The organism is Devosia ginsengisoli, from assembly GCF_007859655.1.
Lineage (GTDB): Bacteria > Pseudomonadota > Alphaproteobacteria > Rhizobiales > Devosiaceae > Devosia > Devosia ginsengisoli.
Genome location: NZ_CP042304.1, coordinates 3,146,974 through 3,170,044, shown reverse-complemented (window position 1 = coordinate 3,170,044; position 23,071 = coordinate 3,146,974). Strand labels below are relative to the sequence as shown.

Below are 23,071 nucleotides of genomic sequence, written 5' to 3'. Positions count from 1 at the left end.
CCCGCAGGTGCACCTGCGGGGGACGGGGCGTGAGCGTTGAGGTCTCAGAGCCCCAGTGCGGCGTAGATTTCGTCGAAGCGTTCGCCCACCTTCTTGGGCACTTTCACCGCCTTGACGGCATCCAGATTGGCATTCTCGTCACCGACGAAGATCATCCCGACCATGCCCATGGCGAAATGCGGGGTGCATTTGATGCCATAGACGCCGGGAATGTCGAAGGTGACCGTGTAGGTCTCGTTGATCTTGCTCTTGAAGGTCTCGACGCCCTCGGGGAGCATTTCCTTGATGGTCTCGACATTGTGCCCCTTGTCGGTAGGGATGAAGGTGACCGTGTCGCCCGGCTGCACCTGCACATAGGCAGGCTCGAACACCATGGCGCCGGCAGCGCCCTTGTTGAGCATGTGGACTTCGTAATCGGCGGCGAAGGCGGGGGCGATGGCCAGGCCCGCAAAGGCGATTGCCGCGACCAGCGGGGTGAGGGCGTTGCGCATGTTGGATCTCCTTCAATGCGGGTCCATTCGCGGGCCCGTTTCGGTCCTGCTCTATGCCTGGCGGGGCAATGCTTCTTTGACGCATGTCAAACTTGTTTGAATTTTCGTTGGCCCTGAATTCGTTCGAATATTTGCTTTAGATCAAAGAAAATGGACGAACCATGCAATATCCATGATCATACGGGTAGAGAAAATGCTCCACCCAAGAACAGGATAATAAAATGGCAAATCGTCAGGGACTTTCGCGCCGAGCGTTACTTGCTGGTGCCACAGCTATTGGGGCAGCCGTGCAATTGTCGGCAATATTGCCAGCAGCCGCACAGGAAGCCGCAGCTACCGCCGCGGCCGTCGATCTGAGCACGCTGGAGCGCGTCAAGGTCGAGCTGGTGCCCCCGCCTTTCGTCCATGCCCATGAGCAGGTGGCGACCGGCGGCCCCAAAATCGTCGAGTTCACCATGACGATCGAGGAAAAGCTGCATGAAGTGGACGATGAGGGCACGACGCTGTGGGCCATGACCTTCAACGGCTCGGTGCCTGGCCCGCTGATGGTGGTGCATGAGGGCGACTATGTCGAGCTGACGCTGATCAATCCCGCCACCAACATGATGCAGCACAATATCGACTTCCACTCGGCCACCGGCGCCCTGGGTGGCGCGGGGCTGACCATCGTCAACCCGGGCGAAAAGGCGATCCTGCGCTTCAAGGCCACCAAGGCCGGCGTCTTCGTCTACCACTGCGCGCCCGAGGGTATGGTGCCCTGGCACGTCACCGCCGGTATGAACGGCGCGATGATGGTGCTGCCGCGCGAGGGCCTGACTGACGGCAAGGGCAATGCACTTGCCTATGACCGGGTCTATTATGTGGGCGAGCAGGACTTCTATGTGCCCCGGGACGAAGACGGCAATTACATCGCCTATGAGAGCATCGGCGACGGCTATGCCGATGCACTCGAAGTGATGCGCAAGCTGATCCCGAGCCATGTCGTGTTCAACGGCAGGGTAGGGGCGCTGACCGGCGAGAATGCCATGACGGCCGCCGTGGGCGAACGCGTGCTGATCCTGCATTCGCAAGCCAACCGCGATACGCGGCCCCACCTGATCGGCGGCCATGGCAACTATGTCTGGCAGACCGGCAAGTTCCACAACGCCCCCGATGTCGACCAGGAAACCTGGTTCGTGCCTGGCGGTGCGGCGGGCGCGGCGCTCTACACGTTCCTGCAGCCGGGCGTCTACGCCTATGTCAACCACAACCTGATCGAGGCCTTCGAACTGGGCGCCGCCGCCCACTTCAAGGTGACCGGCGAGTGGAATGACGACCTGATGACCAGCGTGCTGGCCCCCAGCCCGATCTGATCCGGGCTGACGCGAAACGGCATGGCGCCACGTGCGCCATGCCTCTCCCGAGCGGAGATTTTTGAAATGACCGCCCTTGCACACCCCATCGACAGATTGCGCAATTCGGTCGCCCTGCCGGCCATCCTGCTGGTTGCGGGCGCGCTGCTGATCGGCGTCCAGCTCGACCTGCCCGGCCTCATTCCGGCTCCTGATGCCAATGGGCCGGAAACCGTGACGCTGGCGCCGGTGGATTTCACCTATCGCGCCGAAGGGCACTTTCTGCGCAACGGCAATCCCGTCGATGCCCCCATGGTCACCGCCAGGCTCGATGCGCCGCTGGTCATCATGAAATATCAGGTGAGCGCTGCCGATTATGCCGCCTGCGTCGCCGACGGCGCCTGCGCCCCGGCCGAGCCGCGCAATATCGGCGTGGGCAATGTGCCGGTGACCGGCGTCAACTACAATGATGCGGTGGCTTACGCGGCGTGGCTCTCGACAGAAACCGGCCAGGACTGGGCCCTGCCCACCGACCGGCAATGGGCCTTCGCCGCCGGCAAGGGCTTTGCCGATGATGCGCTGGGCATCGATGACGACAATACCAATCCTGCCGAACGCTGGCTGGCCAATTACGAGAAGGAAGCGGCCCGCGAAAGCGATGCCGGTCGCCTACCGCTGGCTCTGGGTAGCTTCGGCCTCAACGAAAACGGCATTGCCGATATGGGCGGCAATGTGTGGGAATGGACGCAGACCTGCCATCGCCGCGTGCATGTCGATGCGGCCGGTGCCCTGCTGAGCGAGGTGCCCGCCTGCACCATCAAGGTGCTCGACGGCCAGCATCGCACGCCGATGAGCTTCTTCATCCGCGACGCCAAGAGCGGGGGCTGCTCGGTGGGCATTCCGCCGGACAATCTCGGCTTCCGCCTGGTGCGGCAGCAGGCCTGGTACGAACCATTATTGGCCTTCTTCGGTCGCTGACTGCGGCCGATTGCCGAATACCGGCGCCCCGGACTATCGTGTAAGGCAAGGCCGTCAACACGATAGGATTCCGATCTTGGCAGCAATTGACCGCAGCCTCGTGCGCGCCTTGCCGATGTTCGAGAAGCTCAGTGATGCCGAACTCGACCGGATGCTGGCCCGCGCCACCTTGCGCCGTGTGCTAACAGGCGAGGCCGTGTTCGAGCAGGGGCAGAAGGCCACCCAGTTCTTCCTTTTGCTGCATGGCCGGCTCAAGGTGACCCAGGTCACATCCGACGGACAGCAGATCATCGTGCGCGTGGTCCATCCGGGCGACATTTTCGGCTTTGCCAAAGCGCTGATGCGCGACGATTATCCCGGCACGCCCACCGCCGCGGCTGAGAGCCTGGTCTTGTGCTGGCCCACCGAAGTGTGGGGCCTCTTTGTCGAGCAGAACCCGCATCTGGCGGTCAACGCCATGCAGACCATCGGCCAGCGTCTGCAGGAGGCCCATACCCGTATCCGCGAAATGGCCACGGAGGAAGTCGAGCGCCGCGTGGCCCATGCCGTGCTGCGTCTGATCGACCAGGCAGGCCGCAAGGAAGGCAACGGCATCCGCATCGACTTCCCCATCTCCCGGCAGGACATTGCCGAAATGACCGGCACTACGCTCCACACCGTCTCGCGCATTCTCAGCGCCTGGGAGGCCAAGGGGCTGGTGGAAGGCGGGCGGCAGAAGCTGCTGGTGCGCGACGCGGCCGGTCTTGCCACGCTGGCCGAGGGCGAGAGCTAGGCGTCCCATCCTTGCGCCAGAACAAAGACGCTGGCCAAAGCCCGGAATAAAGCGCCCGCTGAACCACCCTGTTCAGCCGGAGCCGCCATGAACGAGATTTCCCCTGCCGCCAAGCGCATACCCGTGCCGCGCGGTATCGCCCGCAGCGGGCCGGTAATCTTCTCCTATGGCTTCCGCCCCTTTTTCCTGGCGGCCGGGCTCTGGGCGATTGTCGCCATGGCCTTGTGGATCGGAGCGCTGGCCGCGGGCTGGGAGATCGGTGGCAGCTATGGCGGGCCTTATTGGCACGCCCATGAAATGCTGTTCGGCTATAGCTCGGCCGCCTTGGCAGGGTTCCTGCTCACCGCCGTGCCCAACTGGACGGGGCGCCTGCCGGTTTCGGGCACCCCGCTCATCGTGCTCTTCGCCGTGTGGTGCGCGGGGCGGCTGGTGCTGCTGGCGCCTGATGTTCTGGGGCTCGTCCCGTCGATCCTGATCGACGCCGCCTTCCTGCCACTGCTGCTGGCCATCTGCGCCCGCGAAATCATTGCCGGCCGTAAATGGAAGGACCTCAAGATCCTCGGCGGCATCCTTGCCCTCGCCATTGCCAATATCGGCTTTCACCTGCTCATTGCCCTGGGCGGCGATGCGGGCTTTGCCAATCGGTTGGGGGTCGGCGCTTTCGTCATGCTGGTTTCCATCATGGGCGGGCGCGTCGTGCCCAGCTTTACGCGGAACTGGCTGGTCAAGCGCCATGTCATCGACCTGCCCACCCCCTACAACCGCTTCGACACCGTGGCCTTGCTCACGGGGCTGGCGGCCCTGGCGCTCTGGGTCGCCCTGCCCGGCACAATCTGGACGGCTTCGGCCTGCCTCGTAGCCGGCATTCTGCATCTGCTGCGCCTGTGGCGCTGGCGCGGCTGGCAGAGCTGGGACGAAAAACTCGTCCTGGTGCTGCATCTGGGTTATGCCTTCGTGCCGCTGGGTTTCCTCGCCATCGCCGCCGCGCAACTGGGCTGGGCCGAGCCGGTTGCGGCCCTGCATGTTTTTACCGTCGGCGCCATTGGCGTCATGACCCTGGCCATCATGAGCCGGGCGACGCGGGGTCATACCGGGTTGCCGCTGGAAGCCTCGCGGATCACCGCGCTGAGCTATGCCGCGCTGATCCTCGCCGCCCTGCTGCGCCCGCTGGCGAGCGTCTGGCCGGATTATTATACCGAGCTGCTTTCGGCCACCGGCCTGTGCTGGATCGTGGCCTTCACGCTCTATGTGGCCGAATACGGCCCGGTGCTGGTGCGGACGCGCCGTGACCGGCCGGAATGACTATCTGGCGCCGAGCAGGCCCGCGATCTCGGGTGCGATGAAGCTGGGTGACCAAGGCGGCTCGTAGGTCAGGTCCACGTCGACGAATTCGATGCCAGGTACGGCCCAGGCCACGTCCTGCACGGCCTGTTTCAGGAAGCTCGTGGCTGGGCAGCCGCGGGTCGTCGTGGTCATGACTATGCTGGCCACACAGCCATCGGTGACCTCGATCGCGTAGATCAGGCCCAGATCGACGACATTCTGCCCCAGTTCGGGGTCGATGACGGCCCGCAGGGCTTCGCGTATCTGCGCCACCAGGGCATCGTCCTCCTCCTCCGCGTCTTCGCTCATTTCTGCCCCCCGGCCCGGACCATCAGCCGGTAGGCCTCCCCGGCCGCGTCGAAATTGCCGACCCAGGCATGGCCGCGCAACTTGAGCTCGGGGAAAAGGAAGATGGGCTCGCGCGCCAGCAGGGCGAACAGCACTTCGCCTTCCGGCATGATCTCGAGCTGGGCCAGGATGCGCACCATGGGCTCTGGCGGATCAAGTTCCGTGCAGTCGAGATAATGCGCCGGGTCGGGCCAGGTCTCGGGAGATTCGGGGCTGGATTCGACCACGGCGACGCGCTCGCCGTCGACGGGGGTGAAGATCACCATCCACTCGCCGTCTTCCAGCGGGCTCGCCTCGTTGGAAAAGCCCTGGCTGGCCATGACATGGAACAGCGGCTCGGGCTTGAACGTGGCATAGAGCTTGAGCCGTTGCCCCTTGGCCAGCCGGCTCACTGCTCCCATGATGGCGCCGAAGGGTTCCCCGCCATGACGCAGGATGGGGCGGACATCGAGTTCGAGATCGTTCATGGCAGTTTCCTCGCGATGGGTTGGGGCCAAAAGGGATGGGGCCGTGCGAAGCCGCGCCGCAGGTCGGGCGGCACATTGAGCAATTCGCGCGCGCGATAGAGGTGGCGGATGATCGCCAAGGTGGCGAAGAGCTGGACGCCGGCAACGATGCGGAAGACCAGCGGCAGCTCCACCAGCAGGGTCAGCGTACCTAGGCCCACCGCCAGGTAGTAGACGCCGAACCACGGTGCGGCATGGCGCTCGTCGACCAGATCCTGAACGCGGGGTGTCTGGCGCTTGCCCAGCACCGGCGCGAAGCATTCGAGCCAGGTTAGGAAGGCGACGATCTTGTAGAGCTTGGCCAGGCCCAAGCCACCCAGCCAGCCGAAAGCGAAGAGATAGGTCAGCGCCCCGACATGTTCGGGCAAGCTGCCGGAAAACAGCAGGAAAACCAGCAGCAAGCACGCGGCGAGCAGGGCGGCAAAGGCGCCGATTGCCGCCACAGCATTAAGCTCGATATTGCGCCTTTTGCGCTGCCGGTAGAGCGCCAGCATGTCGCTGCCATAGACGCCCAGCGCACAGAGCCCGGTCACCGCCGCAGCCAGCAGCATGCCGGCCAGCCCGGATTCGGCGGCGAGGGCAAAGGGCGTCGCGGCGGCGATGAGCATCAGCGTCAGGGTTCCGGTGGCAAGGACGACGCTGGTCGAGAACCGCTCGGTCTCCGGCGCCAGCATGAACATGGCGAGCAGCCGATAGCTGACGCCCATGGCGGTGAAGGTCAGCCAGCCGCCGAGACCCAGCAAGGCATGGAGCGGCACGCCGTTGAGCAGCAGCGACAGGGCTGCCTCGCCACCCACCAGCCCGGACAGGATCAGCGCGAAACTTTCGCCGAACAGGGCCGTGCCCGCCAGTGCCGCAAGCCCCACCACGACGAAGCGCGCCGGCATGGTCAGCGGTCGCGCCGCCCAGAGCGTGCGGCCCAGCGAGAGGATAGCGGTACCGAAGCCAAGAAGGAGGAGAAGCCCGCCCAATGGCATGGCCTCGGCCGGTACGGCAACCAGCCCCGTCATGCCGGCAAAGCCGGACAGCAGGATGACAAGCCCGGTGAGGATGAAAGCCAGCGCCACGGGCGGCAGTTCGTCGCCCAGGAGGGGCCGCGCCACCAGCACGGGCACGAACTGGAACAGCGCGCCGCACATCAGCAGACTGAGCCAGCCGATGGCGACGAGATGCACCAGGATCAGCGTTTCAGGCGCTTCGATTGTCGCACCCGGAAAGCCGAAACCCATGACCATCAGTGCTTCGGCGCCGACCAGGCAGAGGAGGGCGCAGGCAAAATAGGTGAGGGTCCAACGGCTGAGGCTCGCTCCGGGCATGGCAATCGCCCGTCAGGCTTCGGCCTGTCGGCCCAGCTCCACGCGCCAGACTTCCGGGCCGCTTTCGAGATAGGTCCAGGAGAACTGGCCGGGATATTCGGCCTGCAACTGGTAGTGCAGGGGTTTGGGGTCGTGGTCGTTGATGATGGTGAAGGATTCCCCGACTTCGAGCGCATGGGCCATGGCGAAGATGCGGGGATGGCGCTGGCCGGGCGGCACGATGCGGACATCGATGAAGGAGGGGAAAGCCTCGGTTTCGGACATGGCGGTCTATTCTCCGTATAGCCGCCCAGGGGAGGCGCCGGGCGGCGGCCAAGAACCCGGCTGGACCATGCCTTAGCGCTATCGGGGCCGTGCCACTTTGTCGCCGGACAAACAAAATCATCGCTGCAGAGCGGCACGGCGCGCACATGCGGGCGCGATACGGCGCGATCTTTGTCCTGGATCAAAGACCGGGGCGGTTTTTCCGCTACGGCTCGCCAGCAAGGCAGGCTTCACGCCTGGGTTGAGGCAGGGTGAAAACATGATTGCAGATCTGACGCGGACCGAGCGGCTTTGGGCCATGCTGATCCTCGGAGCGCTCGGGCTGGTGGGGCTGGCCATGGCCATTGGCGGCCGCAACGACCTGCTGGGCATCCACGGCTGGATCGTGCTGGCGGCGGGGCTCGGCGGCTTCGTCGCCGTGATGCGCGGCCGGGACGCGCCCGAGCCCAACCCCGAGCGGCTCAACGAATATTACGACGCGCCGACCCGTGTCGGCCTGATCCTCACTCTGCTCTGGGCCGTGGTGGGTATGGGCGTCGGCTTCTGGGTCGCGGCGCTGCTGGCCTGGCCGGACATGACGTTCGACGTGCCTTGGCTGAGCTTCGGGCGCCTGCGTCCCGTCCATACGTCAGGCGTCATTTTCGGCTTCGGCGGCAATGCACTGATCGCCACCTCTTTCCATGTGCTGCAGCGCACCACGCGCGCGCGCCTGCCCGACCAGATCAGCCCCTGGTTCGTGCTGCTGGGCTACAACCTGTTCTGCGTCATCGCTGCCAGCGGCTACCTGATGGGCCTGACGCAGTCCAAGGAATATGCCGAGCCCGAATGGTATGCCGATATCTGGCTGGTGATTGTCTGGGTGGTCTATTTCGCCATCTATATGCGGACCCTGGCCCGCCGGAAGGAGCCGCACATCTATGTGGCCAACTGGTATTACATGGCCTTCATCCTGGTCGTGGCCATCCTGCATATCGTCAACAACCTGGCCGTGCCGGTGTCCTTCGGCAGCGCCAAATCCTATTCGCTGTTCTCGGGCGTGCAGGATGCCATGACGCAGTGGTGGTATGGCCATAACGCGGTGGCCTTCTTCCTCACCGCGGGCTTTCTGGGCATGATGTACTACTACCTGCCCAAGCGCGCCGGCCGGCCGATCTTCTCCTACCGGATGTCGATCATCAGCTTCTGGGGCATCACCTTCATGTATATGTGGGCCGGCTCGCACCACCTGCATTACACGGCTCTCCCCCATTGGGTGCAGACACTAGGCATGGCCTTCTCGGTCGTGCTGCTGGTGCCCAGTTGGGCCTCGGCGGGCAATGCCCTGCTGACGCTGAACGGGGCCTGGCACAAGGTGCGCGACGACGCGGTGCTCCGCTTCATGGCTTTGGCCGCGATCTTCTACGGCATCACCACGTTCGAAGGCTCGTTCATGGCCATCCGCGCGGTCAATTCCCTCAGCCACTATACTGACTGGACCATCGGCCATGTGCATGCCGGGGCGCTGGGCTGGGTGGCGATGATCACCTTCGGCTCGCTCTATTCGATCGTGCCGTCCATGTTCAAGCGCGAGCGCATCTACTCGCAGAAGCTGGTCGAGGTTCACTTCTGGCTCGCCCTGTCGGGCACCGTTATCTACGTCTTCGCGATGTGGAATTCGGGCGTCATCCAGGGCCTGATGTGGCGCACCTATACCGAGAGCGGGGGCCTGACCTATTCGTTCATCGATAGCCTGGTGGCGATGCATCCCTATTACATCGCCCGCGCCTTCGGTGGCCTGCTGTTCCTGCTCGGCGCCCTTGTCGCGCTCTACAACGTCATCATGACCATCCGCATGCCGGCTCCGGCACCTGACGATGCCGCGCTCGACATCCCCGTCCAGCCCGCAATGCAAGCCGGAGAGTAAGATCCATGTTCGGCCTACACTATAACCTCGAACGCAGTGCGGTCGGCCTGGTCGCCTTCATCGTGCTCGTCGCCTCGATCGGCGGCCTGATCGAGATCGCGCCGCTCTTCACCATCGACGAAACGGTGGAGCAGGCGCCCGATATGCGCGTCTATACTCCGCTCGAAGTGGCCGGGCGCAACATCTATATCCGCGAAGGGTGCTATGCCTGCCACAGCCAGATGATCCGCACGCTGCGCGACGAAGTCGAGCGCTACGGGCCCTATTCGCTGGCGGTGGAGTCGAGCTACGACCACCCCCAGCTCTGGGGTTCCAAGCGCACCGGGCCGGACCTGGCGCGGCTGGGCAACAAATATTCCGACGCCTGGCACACCACCCATCTCAACAATCCGCGCGACCTGGTGCCTGAATCCAAGATGCCCGCCTATCGCTGGCTGCTGCGCGACCAGTTGCAGGCCGACGATCTGGGCGAGCACCTGGCGGCCCTGCGCGCGGTGGGCGTACCCTATACCGACGAGCAGATCGCCAATGCCTCGCTCGACGCCTATGGCCAGGCCAACCCTGATAGCGCCGCCGCCGGCGGCGTGGCGGAACGCTATGGCGACGCCACCAATATCCGCCTGTTCGACGGCGAAGCGACCCGCCTGACCGACATGGATGCGCTGGTCGCCTATCTGCAGGTGCTCGGCAACCTGACCGACGCCGCCCACCAACCCCAGCCGGAGGCCGAATAATGCCATTCGACCACGACACCGTCGTCGGCTTTTCCAAGTCGTTCGGCCTGTTCTATCTCGTTGCGCTCAGCGTGATCGCGCTGGTCTGGACCTATTGGCCATCCAACAAGAAGGGCTTTGACGAAGCCGCCAAACGCCCTGTTCTGGAAGAGGAGGACCGGCCATGGCGCGGCTAGAACGCGACAAAGTCTCGGGGCAGATGACCACCGGGCATGAGTGGAACGGCATCAAGGAACTCAATACGCCGGTTCCGAGCATCCTTTGGGCCTTCCTCATCACCGCCACCATTTTCTCCGTCAGCTGGACGGTGCTGATGCCGAGCTGGCCGGGCATCAACGGCTATTTCCGCGGATTGCTCGGCGTGGACCAGCGCGTGGCCGTGACGCAGAGCGTGGAAGAGGCGGCGGTCGAGCGGGAAAGCTGGACCAGCCGCATCGATAGCGAGGACTTCGCGACCATCCAGGCCGATCCGGACCTCATGGCCATCGTGCGGGAAACCGGCGCAGCCCTGTTCGGCGACAATTGCGCCGCCTGCCACGGCACCAATGCCCGGGGCAATCCCGGCTATCCCAACCTCGTCGCGGCTCCCGTCATGTGGGGCGACGATCCCGAAACCGTGGCCGAGACCATTCGTGTCGGCATCAACGGCACCAGCCCGGAAGCGCGCTATGCCCAGATGCTGGCCTTTGGCCGCGACCAGATGCTGGCACGCGCCGATATCGATGCCGTGGTGAGCTATGTCGAGACCCTGTCGCAGCCGGAACTGGCGGCGGGCATGGATGCCGGCATGCTGGCCGCCGGTGCCAGCATCTTCGCCGACAATTGCGCTGGCTGCCATGGCGAGGACGCCAGGGGGATGACCGATACCGGTGCGCCCAACCTGACCGACCATTACTGGACCTATGGCGGCGACCGCGCCACGATCCGCCACTCGGTCTATTATGGCCGCGCCGGCACCATGCCCTCATGGGAAGGGCGGCTGTCGCCCACCCATATCAAGCTGCTGACGCTCTATGTTCTCGACCTGCGGGCCAATGAACAATGAGCACGCCGACGCTTGCCCATGACAGCGACGACCGACGCCGGCGCAGCACGCGCCGCATGCTGGCCATCGCCGCCATCGTGATCGTCGGCGTGCTGCTGGCCGCCAATGCCCACCTCGTCTATGTCGCCTTCTCCTCGCAGCCCGACTGCGTGGCCCATCTCAAGGGCGAAGGCGAACATGGCACCTATCGCGCCGCCAAATCGGCCTGCTGACCAATAAAGGGAATTCGCCCATGGCCAAGACGCTGCATCCCATTCCTGCCCATGTGGCGCCCCTGCCCAAGGCGGTCGATCACAACCGGCACCTGAAGGCCAGCGCCGCTTTCCGCTGGCTGGCTTTGGGCTGGCGCGACCTGTGGACCAAGCCGCTGCCCAGCCTGCTCTATGGACTGGGCGTGGCTCTGCTCTCCCTGCTGGTCATCGCCGCCATGGTCAATTTCGGCTGGACGCAGGTTCTGTTCCCGGCTCTGTCGGGCTTTCTCGTGGTCGGGCCGTTGCTGGCCACCGGGCTTTATGAAAAGAGCCGGCGGCTGGAGGCGGGCGAGCCCGTTTCCCTGTGGCGCATGCTGTTTCCCGGTCGCGGTGCGGGCACGCATCTGCTGTTTGTCGGCGCCATCCTGCTGACGCTGATGCTGGTCTGGATGCGCGCCGCCGTGCTGCTCTATGCGCTGTTCTTCGGCTGGCGGCCTTTCCCCGGCTTCGACCATATCGTGGCCATGCTGTTCACGACGCCCGTGGGCCTGACCATGCTGGTGACGGGCACGGCGATCGGTGGGCTGTTCGCCGCCTTTTCCTTCGCCATCAGCGCCTTTTCCATTCCCATGCTGCTGGACAGGAAGCTCGACGCCTTTTCGGCCATGGCCATGTCCATGTCGCTGGTGTGGAACAACCTGCCCGCGGCCCTGCTCTGGGGCGCCATTATCCTGGTGCTGACCCTGCTCAGCCTAGGGACGGCTTTGATTGGGCTCATCATCATCTTCCCGCTGCTCGGCCACGCCACCTGGCATGCCTATGCGGCGGTGCGGGACTAGACCATGAGCTGCTGCCTGCCGCCGCCGGAATTTATCGAGGCCGCTGCCGGTCCGATCCGGCGCGGCCCTTCGGATGATGAAATAAGACTGGCCAGCCGCGACATCGGTAAGGGAATGCGACAGACCGACCTGTCGGTGCCGGCAGTGCATTGCGGCGGCTGCATCCAGACCATCGAAAAGGCGCTGAACGCGCTCGAGGGCGTGGATTCGGCGCGGGTAAATCTTTCGACCAAGCGCGTCGCTATTCGCTGGCCCGTGGGGGCGCGCCGCCCGCCATGGTCGAGACATTGGTCGGGCTAGGCTATGAGCCCCATCTCTACGAGACCGAGGATAGCCAGAAAGATCGCACCTTGCCGGGCCTGATCCGGGCATTGGCCGTGGCCGCTTTTGCCTCGATGAATATCATGATGCTGTCGGGCTCGGTCTGGTCGGGCGCCGATGGTGCGACGCGCGATATCCTCCACTGGATCTGCGCCGGATTGACCCTGCCGGCTTTGCTCTATTCGGGGCGGGTTTTCTATCGCTCGGCCTGGAACGCCATAAGCCATGGCCGGACCAATATGGATGTACCGATCACCATCGGCATCGCGCTGGCCTTTGCGCTGAGCCTCTATGACACGATCCATTCGGGGCAGGAGGTCTATTACGACGCGACCGTGTCGCTGATCTTCTTCCTGCTGATCGGGCGCACGCTCGACCATGTGATGCGGGAGCGTGCGCGCACCGCGGTCAAGGGTCTGGCAAAACTCGCTCCGCGCGGCGCGCTGGTGCTCGGCGACAATGGCGCCCCGGAATATCTGCCTTTGCGCGAGATCATGCCCGGCATGACGATCCTGCTGGCGGCCGGCGAGCGCGTGCCGGTCGATGCGGTGGTGCTGAGCGGCGCATCGGACCTCGACCGGAGCCTGATCAGCGGGGAAAGCCTGCCGGTGGCGGCCGAGGCGGGCACCCGGCTTGAAGCCGGGGTGCTGAACCTTACCGGGCCGCTGACCATAAGCGCCGCGGCGGGGGAGCAGGATTCGACGCTGGCGCAGATGGTGCGGCTGATGGAAGTGGCCGAAAGCGGGCGCAACCGCTATCGCCGCATCGCCGACCGCGCCGCTGAACTCTATTCGCCGATCGTGCATCTGGCAGCCTTTGCGGCATTCCTCGGTTGGATGGCTTTCAATGGCGACCTGCACAATGCCGTCACCGTGGCCATTGCGGTGCTCATCATCACCTGCCCCTGCGCGCTCGGCCTGGCCGTGCCCATGGTGCAGGTCGTGGCGGCGCGGCGCCTGTTTGATGCCGGCATCATGGTCAAGGATGGCTCGGCGCTGGAGCGGCTGGCTGAGGTGGACAGCGTGGTTTTCGACAAGACGGGCACGCTGACCCTGGGTTCGCCGCAATTGCTCGACCTGGGCGATATCGCGCCGGAAACACTGGCGCAGGCTGCGGCGCTGGCGGTCCATTCGCGCCACCCCTATTCGCGCGCCATCACCAGGGCAGGCGCGGGCCTCGGCGCCATGCCGGGCTTCACCACTATCAGCGAGTTGCCCGGATTTGGCGTTGAGGCCCTGCTGGGCGATGACCGCTACCGCCTTGGTCGCGCCGACTGGGCCTTGTCGGATGCGGAGGGTGCCGGTGGCACGGTACTGAGCCGCAATGGCATGGAACTGGCCCGCTTCGCCTTTGCCGATGGTTTGCGGGCCGGTGCGCACAGCGCGGTCTCTGCCTTGCGCGAAGCCGGGCTAGCGGTCGAAATCGTCTCGGGTGATACCAGCAAGGCCGTCGCTGATGTGGCCGACGAATTGCAGATCGCGGACAGCGCGGGTGGCGTATTGCCGGGCGGCAAGGCAGACCGTATCACGGCCCTGCGGGCCGAAGGCCGCAAAGTGCTCATGGTGGGCGATGGGCTCAACGACGCCCCGGCTCTGATGGCGGCGCATGTCTCCATGGCCCCGTCGAGTGCGGCCGATGTGGGACGCAGCGCGGCCGATTTCGTCTTCCTGCACGATGATTTGTCGGCCGTGCCGCTGGCTTTGGCCGTGGCGCGCGATGCCGGGCGGCTGGTGCGGCAGAATTTTGCGCTCTCGGCGCTCTACAATGCCATCGCCCTGCCCATCGCCATTGCCGGCTATGTCAATCCGTTCATTGCCGCCATCGCCATGTCGCTGTCGTCCATTGTCGTGGTGCTGAACGCCTTGCGGCTGGGTTGGGGCGGCTATCGCTTCTATCGCTGGCCGCTGCACCAGGCCGTGGCGGTGCGGCCATGAGCGACTTTTTCTACCTGATCCCCATTTCGATCGTCCTGGGTGCCATTGGGCTCGTTGTGTTCCTCTGGACGCTGCGGGATGGGCAATATGACGATCTCGACGGCGCCGCCGAACGGATTCTCTATGAGGATGACGAGCCGCGCCGCGACCAGCAGAAGAACAATTCCTAGATACCGCTCATCAGTGCGCCGGCGGCCAGCCGCGACTGGACCTTGAGCAGGAGCCGCTGGCGCATCACGCCATCATGGATGACCACGTCCTTGAGCAGCCGCGCCAGCGCATCGCTGACTTCCGCCACCACGGCGGCGCTATGCAGCGGCAGGACGACCAGGGCGCAATCGAGCAGGATATCGGTCAACTGATCGATCGTCGCGCCATCGAGCATGCGGATGGATCTGGCCAGCCAGTCGCCATCCACGTCGGGGCGCTTCTCCAGGAACAGAGTTGCCTGCAGAAAGGATGCCGCCGCCTCTTCCGCCTCTTCCCAGCGATTACCCACCAGCCGGTCCATGGCCGGGCGCAGATCCGGATTGCGTCGCACCCGCTCGCTGAACTCGGCGACCAGCGCGGCGAGATCGGCTTCATCGAAATAAACGGAGGGGGCGAAGGGTGGAAAGGGCATGAATGGCGACGTCTCGGCTGGCTCCCGGCATGGCACACTCTAGCCCGCCAAACCATGATGAAGTTGATCGGGGTCAAACGCCCGGGCTTTTTGTCCTGCTATGGTGGCCGGATAACAGGCGGCGGGAGGAGCTCGTTGGTGGTGCCGCACGGCAAGACAGGACAGCTTGAGCAGAATTATCGGAGCCTGCTCGACCTTTGCGATGCGCTGGAGGCGATTGCCGACAGCCTGCCCCATCCCGACGCACGCCTGTGCCTGGCGACGGCCGATGCGCTCGAAGCGCTGGTCGAGAACACCCATGAGCTGGAGGAAGCCGTGCTGTTTCCCATTCTCGTGGCATCGCACCGGCCCGAACTGGATCGGACCATGGCGCGGCTGCGGCGGGAGCACCTCTCCGACAGCGACACGGTGGGCGAGGTGAGCGAGGCCCTGCAGAGCTTCGTCGCGGGCCGCTCGACACTGTCGCCGGACGCAGTGGGTTATCTGCTGCGGTCCTTTTTCGGCAGCATGCGCCGGCATGTGCATGGCGAAATCGAGCTGCTTCGGTTGTTCCTGCCTGATGCGGAAGGAAAGAGCATCAATTGACCCAGTTTCTTCTCGCGCTGGTCCTGTTCCTGGCGCTGCATATGGTGCCCGCCATTCCTGCCCTGCGAGCCACGCTCGTCGCGGCGGTGGGACGACGGGCCTATCTCATGGTCTATTCGCTGGTTTCGCTGCTGGCGCTGGCCTGGCTGTTCCATGCCGCCTTGCAGCTCGATTTCGTACCGCTCTGGGACCCGGCGCCCTGGCAGGCCTGGTTTCCGCTGGTGTTGACGCCGATTGCATTGGTGTTGCTGCTGGCGGGGCTGGTGAGCCCCAATCCGGCCTCGATCACCTTGCGCAAACCGGACCTCAGGTCGGGCGCTATCACCACGGTGACCCGCCATCCGGTGCTGTGGGGCTTTGCGCTGTGGGCCGGCAGCCACCTCGTACCCAATGGCGATCTGCGCAGCCTGTTGCTGTTCGGCGCGCTCCTGGCCTTCGCCCTGCTCGGCATGGTCATTACGGATCGGCGCAGTCGGAGAAGACTGGGGGCACAATGGGCGGAGATTGCCCGCACGACCTCGGTTTTGCCGTTTGCCGCGGTGCTGGTTGGTCGCACGAAGCTGCGCTTCGACGGGGCGCTGGCCATCGCTATTCTTATCAGCGCGGCGCTCACCGTCTGGTTGCTGCTGGGTGGCCATGCCGTGCTGTTTGGTGCCGATCCATTGGCGATGGCAACGACATGACAACCGACCTGATCGAGCGCTATTCGGCTCCTGTGCCGCGCTATACGAGCTATCCCACGGCGCCGCATTTCCATGCCGGCATCACGCCGGACACCTATGCGCGCTGGCTGGGCGAGGTACCGGAAGCGGCGACCATCTCGCTTTACCTGCACATTCCCTATTGCGACCGGCTGTGCTGGTTCTGCGGCTGCCACACCAAGCATACTCTGCGCTATGAGCCGGTCACCCAATATCTGCTGGCGCTCTATGCCGAGATCGACTGGGTATCGGCGGAACTGGCCGGCCGGGGCAGGGTGACTGCCATCCATCTCGGCGGCGGGTCGCCCACCATGCTCTCTGCGGCCGATATGGCGGCGCTCAAGGCGCGGCTGGCGGAGCGCTTCGCCATTGCTGATGATGCGGAAATCAGCATCGAGATCGACCCCAACGATCTGGGCGAAGACCGCTTCGATGCCATGGCCGATTTCGGGCTGACGCGCGCCAGCGTGGGCGTGCAGGACTTCGATCCGCGGGTGCAGAAAGCCATCAACCGCATCCAGACTTTCGAGCAGACCCAACATGTCATCGACCAGGTGCGGGCACGGGGCGTGCATTCGGTCAATGTCGATGTGCTCTATGGCCTGCCTTACCAGACGCTCGCCAGTATCGAGGTAACCATCGCGCAAGTGCTGTTGCTGAGGCCCGACCGCACGGCGCTGTTCGGCTATGCGCATGTGCCCTGGATGAAGAAGCACCAGCAGATGATTCCGGATGCGGCCTTGCCCGATGTCAGGTTGCGCTTTGCACAGTCCCAGCTTGCGGCAGGCCTGCTCGATGCTGGCGGATTGCACCCTGTCGGCTTCGACCATTTCGCCCGTGCGAGCGACAGCCTTGCCATTGCGGACAGGACCGGCAAGTTGCGGCGCAATTTCCAGGGCTATACGGACGACCGCGCGGACCTGCTGATCGGGCTGGGCGCTTCTTCCATTGGGCAATTGCCGCAGGGCTATGTGCAGAACATCACGCCGACAGGCGAATACCAGAAGGCTGTGCTGGCCGGTGGTGGCGCCACGGCGCGCGGATTTGCGCTTAGCCCGGAGGACCGGCTGCATGGCTTTGCCATCGAGGCGCTGCTGTGCCGCTTCGCGCTGACGCGCGATGAATTGCGGGCCTTTGGCAAGGCGGGCGCGGCGCTGTTCGAGACGGCCCGAACCATCGCCGCAGCGGATGAGGATGGGTTGACCACGGCCGATGCGGATCGCTTCGGCGTGACCGCGCGCGGCCGGCCCTTCGTTCGGGCCATTGCGGCAAAATTCGATACCTATCTCGCCCAGGGCGCGGCTCGCCATTCGCTGGCCGTCTAGCCCTGCCATTCCCGCGCCAGCGGCGCATGGGGCAGACCAAGCAGGTCTATGGCGCGGGCGGCGAGCTGGTTGACGATGTCGGCGACATTGGCGGGTCGATGGTAGAAGGCCGGCACGGGCGGCATGACCACGGCACCCATTTCGGTGACGGCGACCATATTGCGCAAATGGCCCAGATGCAGCGGCGTCTCGCGGGCCATCAGCACGAGCCGGCGGCGCTCCTTGAGATGCACATCGGCCGCCCGCACGATCAGATTGTCGGCAATGCCGGAGGCGATGGCGGCCAGCGAGTGCATCGAGCAGGGCGCGACCAGCATGCCAGTCGAACCGAAGGAGCCGCTGGCAATGCTGGCGCCGATATCGTCCACCGGGTGAACCACATCGGCCAATGCACGGAGCCTGACGGCGGCATCGGGGCCTACTTCATGCGCCAGGGTCCGTTCGGCGGCCTGCGACAGCACAAGGTGAATTTCCACGTCCGGCAGCGCATGCAGCAATTCGGCGGACCGCAGCCCGATGGCGGCGCCGGATGCCCCGGTCATGGCAAGGACCACGCGCGTCATGGCAGGTTCAGTTCGTGCCAGATGGCATCGACGCGCGTCGTTACTTCAGGCGTCATGGCGAGCACCCGACCCCAGTCGCGGCTGGTTTCCGGCCCCAGCTTGTTGGTGGCGTCGAGCCCTAGCTTGCCCCCTAAGCCCGGGCTCGGGGAGGCGAAATCGAGATAGTCGATGGGCGTATCGGGCACCACGACCAGGTCGCGCGGCGCATCGAACCGCGTGGCCAGCGCCCAGATGACATCATCCCATTTGTGGATGTCGATGTCGCCATCCACCACGATGATGAGCTTGGTATAGCTGAACTGCGGCAGCATGGACCACAGGCCGAGCATGAGCCGCCGCGCCTGGCCGGGATAGCGCTTGTCGATGGAAACGACCATGGCCCGATAGGAACAAGCCTCGGGCGGCAAATGCAGGTCGATGATTTCGGGGAATTGCCGGCGAGCCAGCGGCGCGAACAGCGGCGTCATCGCCTCGCCCAGTCGGGACGGCTCGTCGGGTGGGCGGCCGGTATAGGTCGAGAGATAGATGGGCTTGTCGCGCATGGTGATGGCGCTGAGCGTCATCACCGGGAAAGGTTCGACACTGTTATAATAGCCGGTGTGATCGCCATAGGGCCCCTCGGGCGCGGTTTCGCTGGCCGAGACATGGCCTTCGAGCACGATTTCCGCATGGGCCGGCACCGGCAGCGGCACCGTCATGCCCGTGGCCACCTCGGTGCGGCGGCGGCGCAGCAGGCCGGCAAAGCCCAGTTCGCTCATGCCCTCGGGCAGAGGCATGACGGCGGCAAGGATCGTGACCGGATCGGCGCCAATAGCCACCGCCACCGGCATGTCGCGCCCCAGTTTCTGCCACATGCGATGGTGCCGCGCCCCCCCCGCGATGGGCCAGCCAGCGCATGATGACGCGATTGGGCCCGAGCACCTGCATGCGGTAGATGCCGACATTGATATCATCAGGATCGTCGGGCGCGCAGGTGATGACCAGTGGCCAGGTGATGAGCGGCGCCGGCTCGCCCGGCCAGCACCACTGGATGGGCAGACGGCCCAAATCCACGGCGTCGCCCGTCAGCACCCGGCTCTGGCTGGGGGCGCGATCCACCTGCCGCAGACGCATGTTGAGGGCGCTCGACAGCAAGCCGCGCTGCGCCCAGGCCTGTTTCAACCCGCGCGGCGGGCGGGGATTGCGTAGGTCGGCTAGAGCCTCGCCCAGTTCAGGCATGGCACCGGGCGCGATGCCCATGCCCCAGGCGATGCGTTCCTGCGTGCCGAAGAGGTTGACCAGCACCGGCATCTCACCGACCCGTCCCGCCGCATCCACCGGCCGCTCGACTAGCAGCGCCGGTCCGCCGGCAAGCAGCACGCGACGGTGAATCTCGGTGAGGTCATGCACCAGGCTCACCGGCTTTTCGATCCGGTGCAGGCGCCCGCGCCGTTCCAGTGCATCGAGAAAGCCACGCAGGTCGGTCGCGGGGGGAAAGGCGCTTTCGCGCGGGAGGGCGGTGCTCATGCGCGCGACGATAGGGATGCTGCGCGCGCAGTCCTTGCGCCAGCGCAAAGTATTGGCGGCCGGGCCGGCCTAGCTTGAGCGTGTCGCAACCTGCCGGAGGCCCCGCATGATCCTGCCCAAAGCCATTTCGCAGCCGATCAATCGCCTGCCCCTGCCTATCATCCAGCAGGGCGCGAAACTGGTGTTCAACCAGATGCTGCGCCAGCATCCGGCCCTGTTCGACCGGCTGGGCGATCATGCCACCAAGAGCTTCCGCTTCACCCCAGCCGATCTGAACCTGAGCTTCCTTATCGTGCCGGCGCGGCGCAGTATCACCGTGTCGCGCAAATCGGCCCGCATGCCGGCCGATGCCTCGGCGGGCGGACCGCTGCTGACCCTGCTGGCGCTGCTGGAAGGGCGGATCGACGGCGACGCCATGTTCTTTGCCCGCAGCCTGTCCATCTCCGGCGACATGGAGGCCATGCTGGCCCTGCGCAATGCGCTTGATGACAGCGGGTTCGACCTGCCGCGCGACCTGGGCAAGGTGGCCGGGCCGCTTGCACCACTGGTCACGCGACTGGCCGAAATGGTCCGCCAGCGCGCCCTGGTCGGGCTGGTCTAGACATGGAACTGATCTGCCCCGCCGGCACGCCCGCCGCCTATCGCGAAGCCGTCGATGCCGGCGCCGACGCGGTCTATTGCGGCTTCCGCGACGAAACCAATGCGCGCAACTTCCCCGGCCTCAACTTCACCCGCGAGGAGCTGGCCGCCTCCATCGCCTATGGCAAGGCGCGGAATGTCCAGACCTATGTGGCGCTCAACACGTTCATGCGGGCCGGCGCTGAACGGCTATGGTACAAAGCCGCCGACGATGCCGTGCTTCTGGGCGCCGATGCGCTGATCGTCGCCGACCTGGCGCTGATGGCCTATATTGCCGGCACCCACCCCAGGCAGCGCCTGCATGTTTCGGTGCAGGCCTCGGCCTCCAATGCCGACGCCATCAGTTTCCTGGTACAGAGCTTCGGGGCGAGGCGGCTCGTGCTGCCCCGTGTGCTGACGGTCGCCGATATCGCGGCTTTGGCGCCCAAGGTCGCCTGCGAGCTGGAAGTCTTCGCCTTTGGTGGCCTCTGCGTCATGGCCGAGGGGCGCTGCTCGCTCTCCTCCTATGCCACGGGATTGTCGCCCAACATGCAGGGCGTCTGCTCGCCGGCCAGCCATGTGCGCTACCGCGAGGACGGCGACGAGATGGTGTCCGAACTGGGCGGCTATACGATCAACCGCTTCGGCGCCGACGAGCCGGCTGGCTATCCCACCTTGTGCAAGGGGCGCTTCCACATTGCCGATGACGAGGGCTATGCCTTCGAGGACCCTGTGAGCCTCGATGTGATGGAGCATCTCGACGCCCTGCGCGATGCCGGCGTCACCGCGCTCAAGATCGAGGGGCGCCAGCGCGGCAAGGCCTATGTCGCTGAAGTGGTCTCGCGGCTGCGCCAGGCGCTCGCCGCCACCCCCGAACAGCGCCCGGCTTTGCTCGCCCATCTCCGCCGCCTCAGCGAAGGCCAGCGGACCACGGCGGGCGCTTACGAAAAGAAGTGGCGGTGATCCCGATGACCGGGAGGAGCCTCCGGATCACCCTCGGTCCCGTCCCCTATCTGTGGGACGGCGAGGCATGGCGCGACTTCTACTTCCGCATCGCCGACTGCGCATGGATTGATGCGGTAACTCTGGGTGAAGTGGTCTGCTCCAAGCGCCTCCACTTCACCCAGCCTTTTATCGATGCCGTCGCCACCCGCCTTGCCGATGCCGGCAAGGACGTGGCGCTGGCCTCCATGGCCATGGTGACGCTGGAACGCGAAGCCATGCTGACCCGGAAGCTGGTCCAAGCCAGCCAATGGCCGGTGGAAGCCAATGACCTGTCGGCGCTGGGCCTCCTCTCCGGGCGGCCGCATCTCATCGGCCCCTTCGTCAACGTCTATAACGGCGCCACCGCCCGTATGCTGGTCAGCCGCGGCGCCACGCGCATCTGCCTGGGGCCGGAACTGTCCTTGACCTCGGTGGCTGAAATCGTCGGCGTTGCGCCGGAAACGGATTTCGAGGTCTTTGCCTTCGGCCGCCTGCCGCTGGCCATTTCGGCCCGCTGCGCCCATGCCCGTGCCAAGGGGCACAGCAAGGACAATTGCCAGTTTGTCTGCCAGGACGATCCCGACGGACTGGCGGTGGATACGCTCGACGGCCAATCCTTCCTGACGCTCAATGGCGTGCAGACCATGTCCCATACCTGCCAGGTGCTACTGGCCGAACTGCCGGCCCTGCGGGATGCGGGCGTGAGCCATATCCGCCTGTCGCCGCAACATTGCGACATGGCTGAGGTGGCCGAGACCTTTGCCCATGTCCGCGACCTTAGGATCGACGCAGCCGAAGGTGAGGCGCGGTTGCGCGTCCTCTATCCCGATGTGCCCTTTTCCAATGGCTTCCACCACGGCACGACCGGGGCCGACTGGGTCCCCACCGCGGCAGAACGGGTTTCAGCATGATATATTATGGCCCGCCGCTAGCCGTTGAAACCTCGGAAAATGCCGGGCAGCTCACTCGGCGCATCCGCAACCTGATCGGCACGGTCGCGCTCGATTGCGACTGCCGGCAACGCGTCAACGATGCCTTGCAGCGGTTCATGACGCAGGAGCAGCAGCGCCATGACCGACAATGCCTGCTGGATGCACGCCAGCACAGGGCCTCCATTGCCGCATTGGTGGACCTGCTCGGTGAGTTGGAGGATGTGAGCTGGCAGGAAGGCGACCGCAGCGTCTTTGCCGAACTGGCGCATATCTTCGATGACATCGCCCGCATGGCCGCTTTGGGCTCGGCCGCCATGCAGATGATCTCTCATGATGGGGCCGTGCCGTGAACCGCTTCCGGTTTGTCTATCTGATTGCCGGCTGGGTCATGCTCGGTCTCGGTGCCGCCGGCGCCGTGCTGCCGCTCCTGCCCACCACGCCTTTCCTGTTGGCCGCGGCCTGGTGCTTCGGCCGCTCCTCACCCCGGCTGACGGCCTGGTTGCTGGCCCATCCCGTACTGGGCAAACCGCTTCAGGCCTGGCAGCGCGAAGGAGCGATTTCCACGCCGACCAAACTGGTGGCTGTGGCCAGCATGCTCATCGGCTATGGGCTCACGATGCATTTCAGCGAACTCGGATCAGTTCCGGCCAGCGGACTCGCCCTGCTTCTGCTGACTGTCGCCGCCTTCATCGTGACCCGCCCCCGTCCACTCCTGCCCAAGTCAATAGCTAACTCCGGTCGAGGCCGGAGTTAACTTCCGAATCACACGGTTGAAGCGCTGAGCAGTCCACAAGGACCTCGGTGATAACTCGTACCCGGCCCATCGATGTGCCTCTGAGACCGAGCGTCCAGGAGGCCACAACGCGCGGCTAACGTCTCCGGTGGCTTGGCGCGAACAGAACGCCCACTACCTTGAGGGGCAGACACGCATTTTGAGTC

At 65.0% G+C, this 23,071-nt stretch carries 26 protein-coding genes and 2 pseudogenes; 20 read left to right on the top strand and 8 right to left on the bottom strand.

Annotated features, from left to right (window positions below; all coding sequences use genetic code 11):
* Positions 1-44: 44 nt before the first annotated feature.
* Positions 45-491: a pseudoazurin gene (locus FPZ08_RS15430; protein WP_146290825.1), complete on the bottom strand. Its 447-nt coding sequence runs from the start codon at positions 489-491 to the stop codon at positions 45-47.
* Positions 492-712: 221 nt separating this feature from the next.
* Here FPZ08_RS15430 and nirK point away from each other — a divergent pair, with 221 nt between their 5' ends.
* The 4 genes from nirK to FPZ08_RS15410 all read left to right on the top strand — a co-directional run bounded on the left by nirK (position 713) and on the right by FPZ08_RS15410 (position 4,874).
* Positions 713-1,843: a copper-containing nitrite reductase gene (gene nirK / locus FPZ08_RS15425; protein WP_146290824.1), complete on the top strand. Its 1,131-nt coding sequence runs from the start codon at positions 713-715 to the stop codon at positions 1,841-1,843.
* A gap of 66 nt (positions 1,844-1,909) precedes the next feature.
* Positions 1,910-2,800 (top strand): SUMF1/EgtB/PvdO family nonheme iron enzyme, encoded by an 891-nt coding sequence (locus FPZ08_RS15420; protein ID WP_146290823.1) that lies wholly within the window; start codon positions 1,910-1,912, stop codon positions 2,798-2,800.
* A 115-nt stretch (positions 2,801-2,915) separates the two neighbouring features.
* A complete protein-coding gene (locus tag FPZ08_RS15415; RefSeq protein WP_146293224.1) occupies positions 2,916-3,572 on the top strand; it encodes a Crp/Fnr family transcriptional regulator in 657 nt (218 codons plus the stop codon).
* Between the two features lie 87 nt (positions 3,573-3,659).
* Entirely contained in the window at positions 3,660-4,874 is a 1,215-nt protein-coding gene (locus FPZ08_RS15410) for an NnrS family protein (protein WP_146290822.1), read from the top strand.
* Here FPZ08_RS15410 and FPZ08_RS15405 read toward each other — a convergent pair whose 3' ends face one another.
* From FPZ08_RS15405 to FPZ08_RS15390, 4 genes are read right to left on the bottom strand one after another with little or no spacing between them, the layout of a single operon-like run.
* On the bottom strand, positions 4,875-5,204 hold the full coding sequence (locus tag FPZ08_RS15405; protein WP_146290821.1) for a metal-sulfur cluster assembly factor: 330 nt from the start codon (positions 5,202-5,204) through the stop codon (positions 4,875-4,877).
* Entirely contained in the window at positions 5,201-5,710 is a 510-nt protein-coding gene (locus FPZ08_RS15400) for a DUF2249 domain-containing protein (RefSeq protein WP_146290820.1), read from the bottom strand. Before FPZ08_RS15400 ends, FPZ08_RS15405 begins: the two co-directional genes overlap by 4 nt.
* On the bottom strand, positions 5,707-7,065 hold the full coding sequence (locus tag FPZ08_RS15395) for a hypothetical protein (protein ID WP_146290819.1): 1,359 nt from the start codon (positions 7,063-7,065) through the stop codon (positions 5,707-5,709). Before FPZ08_RS15395 ends, FPZ08_RS15400 begins: the two co-directional genes overlap by 4 nt.
* Before the next feature lie 12 nt (positions 7,066-7,077).
* A complete protein-coding gene (locus FPZ08_RS15390; protein ID WP_146290818.1) occupies positions 7,078-7,329 on the bottom strand; it encodes a DUF2249 domain-containing protein in 252 nt (83 codons plus the stop codon).
* A 259-nt stretch (positions 7,330-7,588) separates the two neighbouring features.
* On the opposite strand from FPZ08_RS15390, the gene ccoN reads away from it, so the two are divergent.
* From ccoN to ccoS, 8 genes and pseudogenes are all read left to right on the top strand, one after another.
* The gene (gene ccoN, locus FPZ08_RS15385) at positions 7,589-9,232 is read left to right on the top strand and encodes a cytochrome-c oxidase, cbb3-type subunit I (protein ID WP_146290817.1); all 1,644 of its coding nucleotides are present in this window, start codon (positions 7,589-7,591) and stop codon (positions 9,230-9,232) included.
* A 5-nt stretch (positions 9,233-9,237) separates the two neighbouring features.
* The gene (gene ccoO / locus FPZ08_RS15380) at positions 9,238-9,966 is read left to right on the top strand and encodes a cytochrome-c oxidase, cbb3-type subunit II (RefSeq protein ID WP_146290816.1); all 729 of its coding nucleotides are present in this window, start codon (positions 9,238-9,240) and stop codon (positions 9,964-9,966) included.
* Positions 9,966-10,142 carry a cbb3-type cytochrome c oxidase subunit 3 gene (locus FPZ08_RS15375; RefSeq protein ID WP_082555284.1) on the top strand — a complete coding sequence of 59 codons (177 nt, stop codon included), beginning with the start codon at positions 9,966-9,968 and terminating at the stop codon, positions 10,140-10,142. Before ccoO ends, FPZ08_RS15375 begins: the two co-directional genes overlap by 1 nt.
* On the top strand, positions 10,130-11,011 hold the full coding sequence (gene ccoP, locus FPZ08_RS15370) for a cytochrome-c oxidase, cbb3-type subunit III (protein WP_146290815.1): 882 nt from the start codon (positions 10,130-10,132) through the stop codon (positions 11,009-11,011). Before FPZ08_RS15375 ends, ccoP begins: the two co-directional genes overlap by 13 nt.
* A complete protein-coding gene (locus FPZ08_RS15365; protein WP_146290814.1) occupies positions 11,008-11,223 on the top strand; it encodes a hypothetical protein in 216 nt (71 codons plus the stop codon). Before ccoP ends, FPZ08_RS15365 begins: the two co-directional genes overlap by 4 nt.
* 20 nt (positions 11,224-11,243) lie before the next feature.
* Positions 11,244-12,041, top strand: a complete 798-nt coding sequence (locus tag FPZ08_RS15360) for a DUF2189 domain-containing protein (protein WP_146290813.1) — start codon at positions 11,244-11,246, stop codon at positions 12,039-12,041.
* Between the two features lie 3 nt (positions 12,042-12,044).
* Positions 12,045-14,296 (top strand): annotated as a pseudogene (locus FPZ08_RS15355) (cation-translocating P-type ATPase).
* On the top strand, positions 14,293-14,466 hold the full coding sequence (ccoS, locus tag FPZ08_RS15350; protein WP_082555283.1) for a cbb3-type cytochrome oxidase assembly protein CcoS: 174 nt from the start codon (positions 14,293-14,295) through the stop codon (positions 14,464-14,466). The pseudogene FPZ08_RS15355 and the gene ccoS overlap by 4 nt, the downstream one beginning before the upstream one ends.
* On the opposite strand, the gene FPZ08_RS22025 is transcribed toward ccoS, so the two are convergent.
* Positions 14,463-14,918, bottom strand: coding sequence for a globin family protein (locus tag FPZ08_RS22025; RefSeq protein WP_186767033.1), 456 nt, complete (start codon positions 14,916-14,918; stop codon positions 14,463-14,465). The genes ccoS and FPZ08_RS22025 overlap by 4 nt on opposite strands.
* Positions 14,919-15,056: 138 nt before the next feature.
* Here FPZ08_RS22025 and FPZ08_RS22020 point away from each other — a divergent pair, with 138 nt between their 5' ends.
* Genes FPZ08_RS22020 through hemN form a run of 3 tightly spaced genes read left to right on the top strand, consistent with a single transcriptional unit; the run spans position 15,057 to position 17,529 of the window.
* A complete protein-coding gene (locus tag FPZ08_RS22020; RefSeq protein ID WP_246132921.1) occupies positions 15,057-15,503 on the top strand; it encodes a hemerythrin domain-containing protein in 447 nt (148 codons plus the stop codon).
* On the top strand, positions 15,500-16,186 hold the full coding sequence (locus FPZ08_RS15340) for an NnrU family protein (protein ID WP_146290811.1): 687 nt from the start codon (positions 15,500-15,502) through the stop codon (positions 16,184-16,186). The genes FPZ08_RS22020 and FPZ08_RS15340 overlap by 4 nt, the downstream gene beginning before the upstream one ends.
* Complete coding sequence (gene hemN / locus FPZ08_RS15335) at positions 16,183-17,529, top strand: oxygen-independent coproporphyrinogen III oxidase (RefSeq protein WP_146290810.1); 1,347 nt, start codon at positions 16,183-16,185, stop codon at positions 17,527-17,529. Before FPZ08_RS15340 ends, hemN begins: the two co-directional genes overlap by 4 nt.
* Here the strand turns inward: hemN and FPZ08_RS15330 are convergent.
* Positions 17,526-18,092 (bottom strand): UbiX family flavin prenyltransferase, encoded by a 567-nt coding sequence (locus tag FPZ08_RS15330; protein ID WP_146290809.1) that lies wholly within the window; start codon positions 18,090-18,092, stop codon positions 17,526-17,528. The two genes, hemN and FPZ08_RS15330, sit on opposite strands and share 4 nt — an antisense overlap.
* Positions 18,089-19,598 (bottom strand): annotated as a pseudogene (locus tag FPZ08_RS15325) (UbiD family decarboxylase). Before FPZ08_RS15325 ends, FPZ08_RS15330 begins: the two are co-directional and overlap by 4 nt.
* A gap of 106 nt (positions 19,599-19,704) precedes the next feature.
* Here FPZ08_RS15325 and ubiT point away from each other — a divergent pair.
* Genes ubiT through FPZ08_RS15300 form a run of 5 tightly spaced genes read left to right on the top strand, consistent with a single transcriptional unit; the run spans position 19,705 to position 22,886 of the window.
* Complete coding sequence (gene ubiT / locus FPZ08_RS15320) at positions 19,705-20,199, top strand: ubiquinone anaerobic biosynthesis accessory factor UbiT (RefSeq protein WP_146290808.1); 495 nt, start codon at positions 19,705-19,707, stop codon at positions 20,197-20,199.
* Positions 20,200-20,201: 2 nt separating this feature from the next.
* The gene (gene ubiU, locus FPZ08_RS15315; protein WP_146290807.1) at positions 20,202-21,179 is read left to right on the top strand and encodes a ubiquinone anaerobic biosynthesis protein UbiU; all 978 of its coding nucleotides are present in this window, start codon (positions 20,202-20,204) and stop codon (positions 21,177-21,179) included.
* Positions 21,180-21,184: 5 nt separating this feature from the next.
* Positions 21,185-22,111, top strand: a complete 927-nt coding sequence (gene ubiV / locus FPZ08_RS15310) for a ubiquinone anaerobic biosynthesis protein UbiV (RefSeq protein ID WP_146290806.1) — start codon at positions 21,185-21,187, stop codon at positions 22,109-22,111.
* Positions 22,108-22,482, top strand: a complete 375-nt coding sequence (locus FPZ08_RS15305) for a hypothetical protein (protein WP_146290805.1) — start codon at positions 22,108-22,110, stop codon at positions 22,480-22,482. The genes ubiV and FPZ08_RS15305 overlap by 4 nt, the downstream gene beginning before the upstream one ends.
* A complete protein-coding gene (locus FPZ08_RS15300) occupies positions 22,479-22,886 on the top strand; it encodes a YbaN family protein (RefSeq protein ID WP_246132679.1) in 408 nt (135 codons plus the stop codon). The genes FPZ08_RS15305 and FPZ08_RS15300 overlap by 4 nt, the downstream gene beginning before the upstream one ends.
* Positions 22,887-23,071 lie beyond the last annotated feature (185 nt).

Bases quoted from the DNA above. Each gene is read 5' to 3' on its own strand.
- ccoS (WP_082555283.1), top strand. From the start codon at position 14,293: ATGAGCGACTTTTTCTACCTGATCCCCATTTCGATCGTCCTGGGTGCC.
- ccoO (WP_146290816.1), top strand. From the start codon at position 9,238: ATGTTCGGCCTACACTATAACCTCGAACGCAGTGCGGTCGGCCTGGTC.
- FPZ08_RS15395 (WP_146290819.1), bottom strand. From the start codon at position 7,065: ATGCCCGGAGCGAGCCTCAGCCGTTGGACCCTCACCTATTTTGCCTGC.
- FPZ08_RS15430 (WP_146290825.1), bottom strand. From the start codon at position 491: ATGCGCAACGCCCTCACCCCGCTGGTCGCGGCAATCGCCTTTGCGGGC.
- FPZ08_RS15420 (WP_146290823.1), top strand. From the start codon at position 1,910: ATGACCGCCCTTGCACACCCCATCGACAGATTGCGCAATTCGGTCGCC.
- FPZ08_RS15410 (WP_146290822.1), top strand. From the start codon at position 3,660: ATGAACGAGATTTCCCCTGCCGCCAAGCGCATACCCGTGCCGCGCGGT.
- FPZ08_RS15305 (WP_146290805.1), top strand. From the start codon at position 22,108: ATGATATATTATGGCCCGCCGCTAGCCGTTGAAACCTCGGAAAATGCC.
- FPZ08_RS15405 (WP_146290821.1), bottom strand. From the start codon at position 5,204: ATGAGCGAAGACGCGGAGGAGGAGGACGATGCCCTGGTGGCGCAGATA.
- nirK (WP_146290824.1), top strand. From the start codon at position 713: ATGGCAAATCGTCAGGGACTTTCGCGCCGAGCGTTACTTGCTGGTGCC.
- FPZ08_RS15365 (WP_146290814.1), top strand. From the start codon at position 11,008: ATGAGCACGCCGACGCTTGCCCATGACAGCGACGACCGACGCCGGCGC.
- FPZ08_RS15390 (WP_146290818.1), bottom strand. From the start codon at position 7,329: ATGTCCGAAACCGAGGCTTTCCCCTCCTTCATCGATGTCCGCATCGTG.
- FPZ08_RS15330 (WP_146290809.1), bottom strand. From the start codon at position 18,092: ATGACGCGCGTGGTCCTTGCCATGACCGGGGCATCCGGCGCCGCCATC.
- FPZ08_RS15360 (WP_146290813.1), top strand. From the start codon at position 11,244: ATGGCCAAGACGCTGCATCCCATTCCTGCCCATGTGGCGCCCCTGCCC.
- hemN (WP_146290810.1), top strand. From the start codon at position 16,183: ATGACAACCGACCTGATCGAGCGCTATTCGGCTCCTGTGCCGCGCTAT.
- FPZ08_RS22025 (WP_186767033.1), bottom strand. From the start codon at position 14,918: ATGCCCTTTCCACCCTTCGCCCCCTCCGTTTATTTCGATGAAGCCGAT.
- ubiV (WP_146290806.1), top strand. From the start codon at position 21,185: ATGACCGGGAGGAGCCTCCGGATCACCCTCGGTCCCGTCCCCTATCTG.
- FPZ08_RS15415 (WP_146293224.1), top strand. From the start codon at position 2,916: ATGTTCGAGAAGCTCAGTGATGCCGAACTCGACCGGATGCTGGCCCGC.
- ubiT (WP_146290808.1), top strand. From the start codon at position 19,705: ATGATCCTGCCCAAAGCCATTTCGCAGCCGATCAATCGCCTGCCCCTG.
- ccoP (WP_146290815.1), top strand. From the start codon at position 10,130: ATGGCGCGGCTAGAACGCGACAAAGTCTCGGGGCAGATGACCACCGGG.
- ubiU (WP_146290807.1), top strand. From the start codon at position 20,202: ATGGAACTGATCTGCCCCGCCGGCACGCCCGCCGCCTATCGCGAAGCC.
- FPZ08_RS15375 (WP_082555284.1), top strand. From the start codon at position 9,966: ATGCCATTCGACCACGACACCGTCGTCGGCTTTTCCAAGTCGTTCGGC.
- FPZ08_RS15400 (WP_146290820.1), bottom strand. From the start codon at position 5,710: ATGAACGATCTCGAACTCGATGTCCGCCCCATCCTGCGTCATGGCGGG.
- ccoN (WP_146290817.1), top strand. From the start codon at position 7,589: ATGATTGCAGATCTGACGCGGACCGAGCGGCTTTGGGCCATGCTGATC.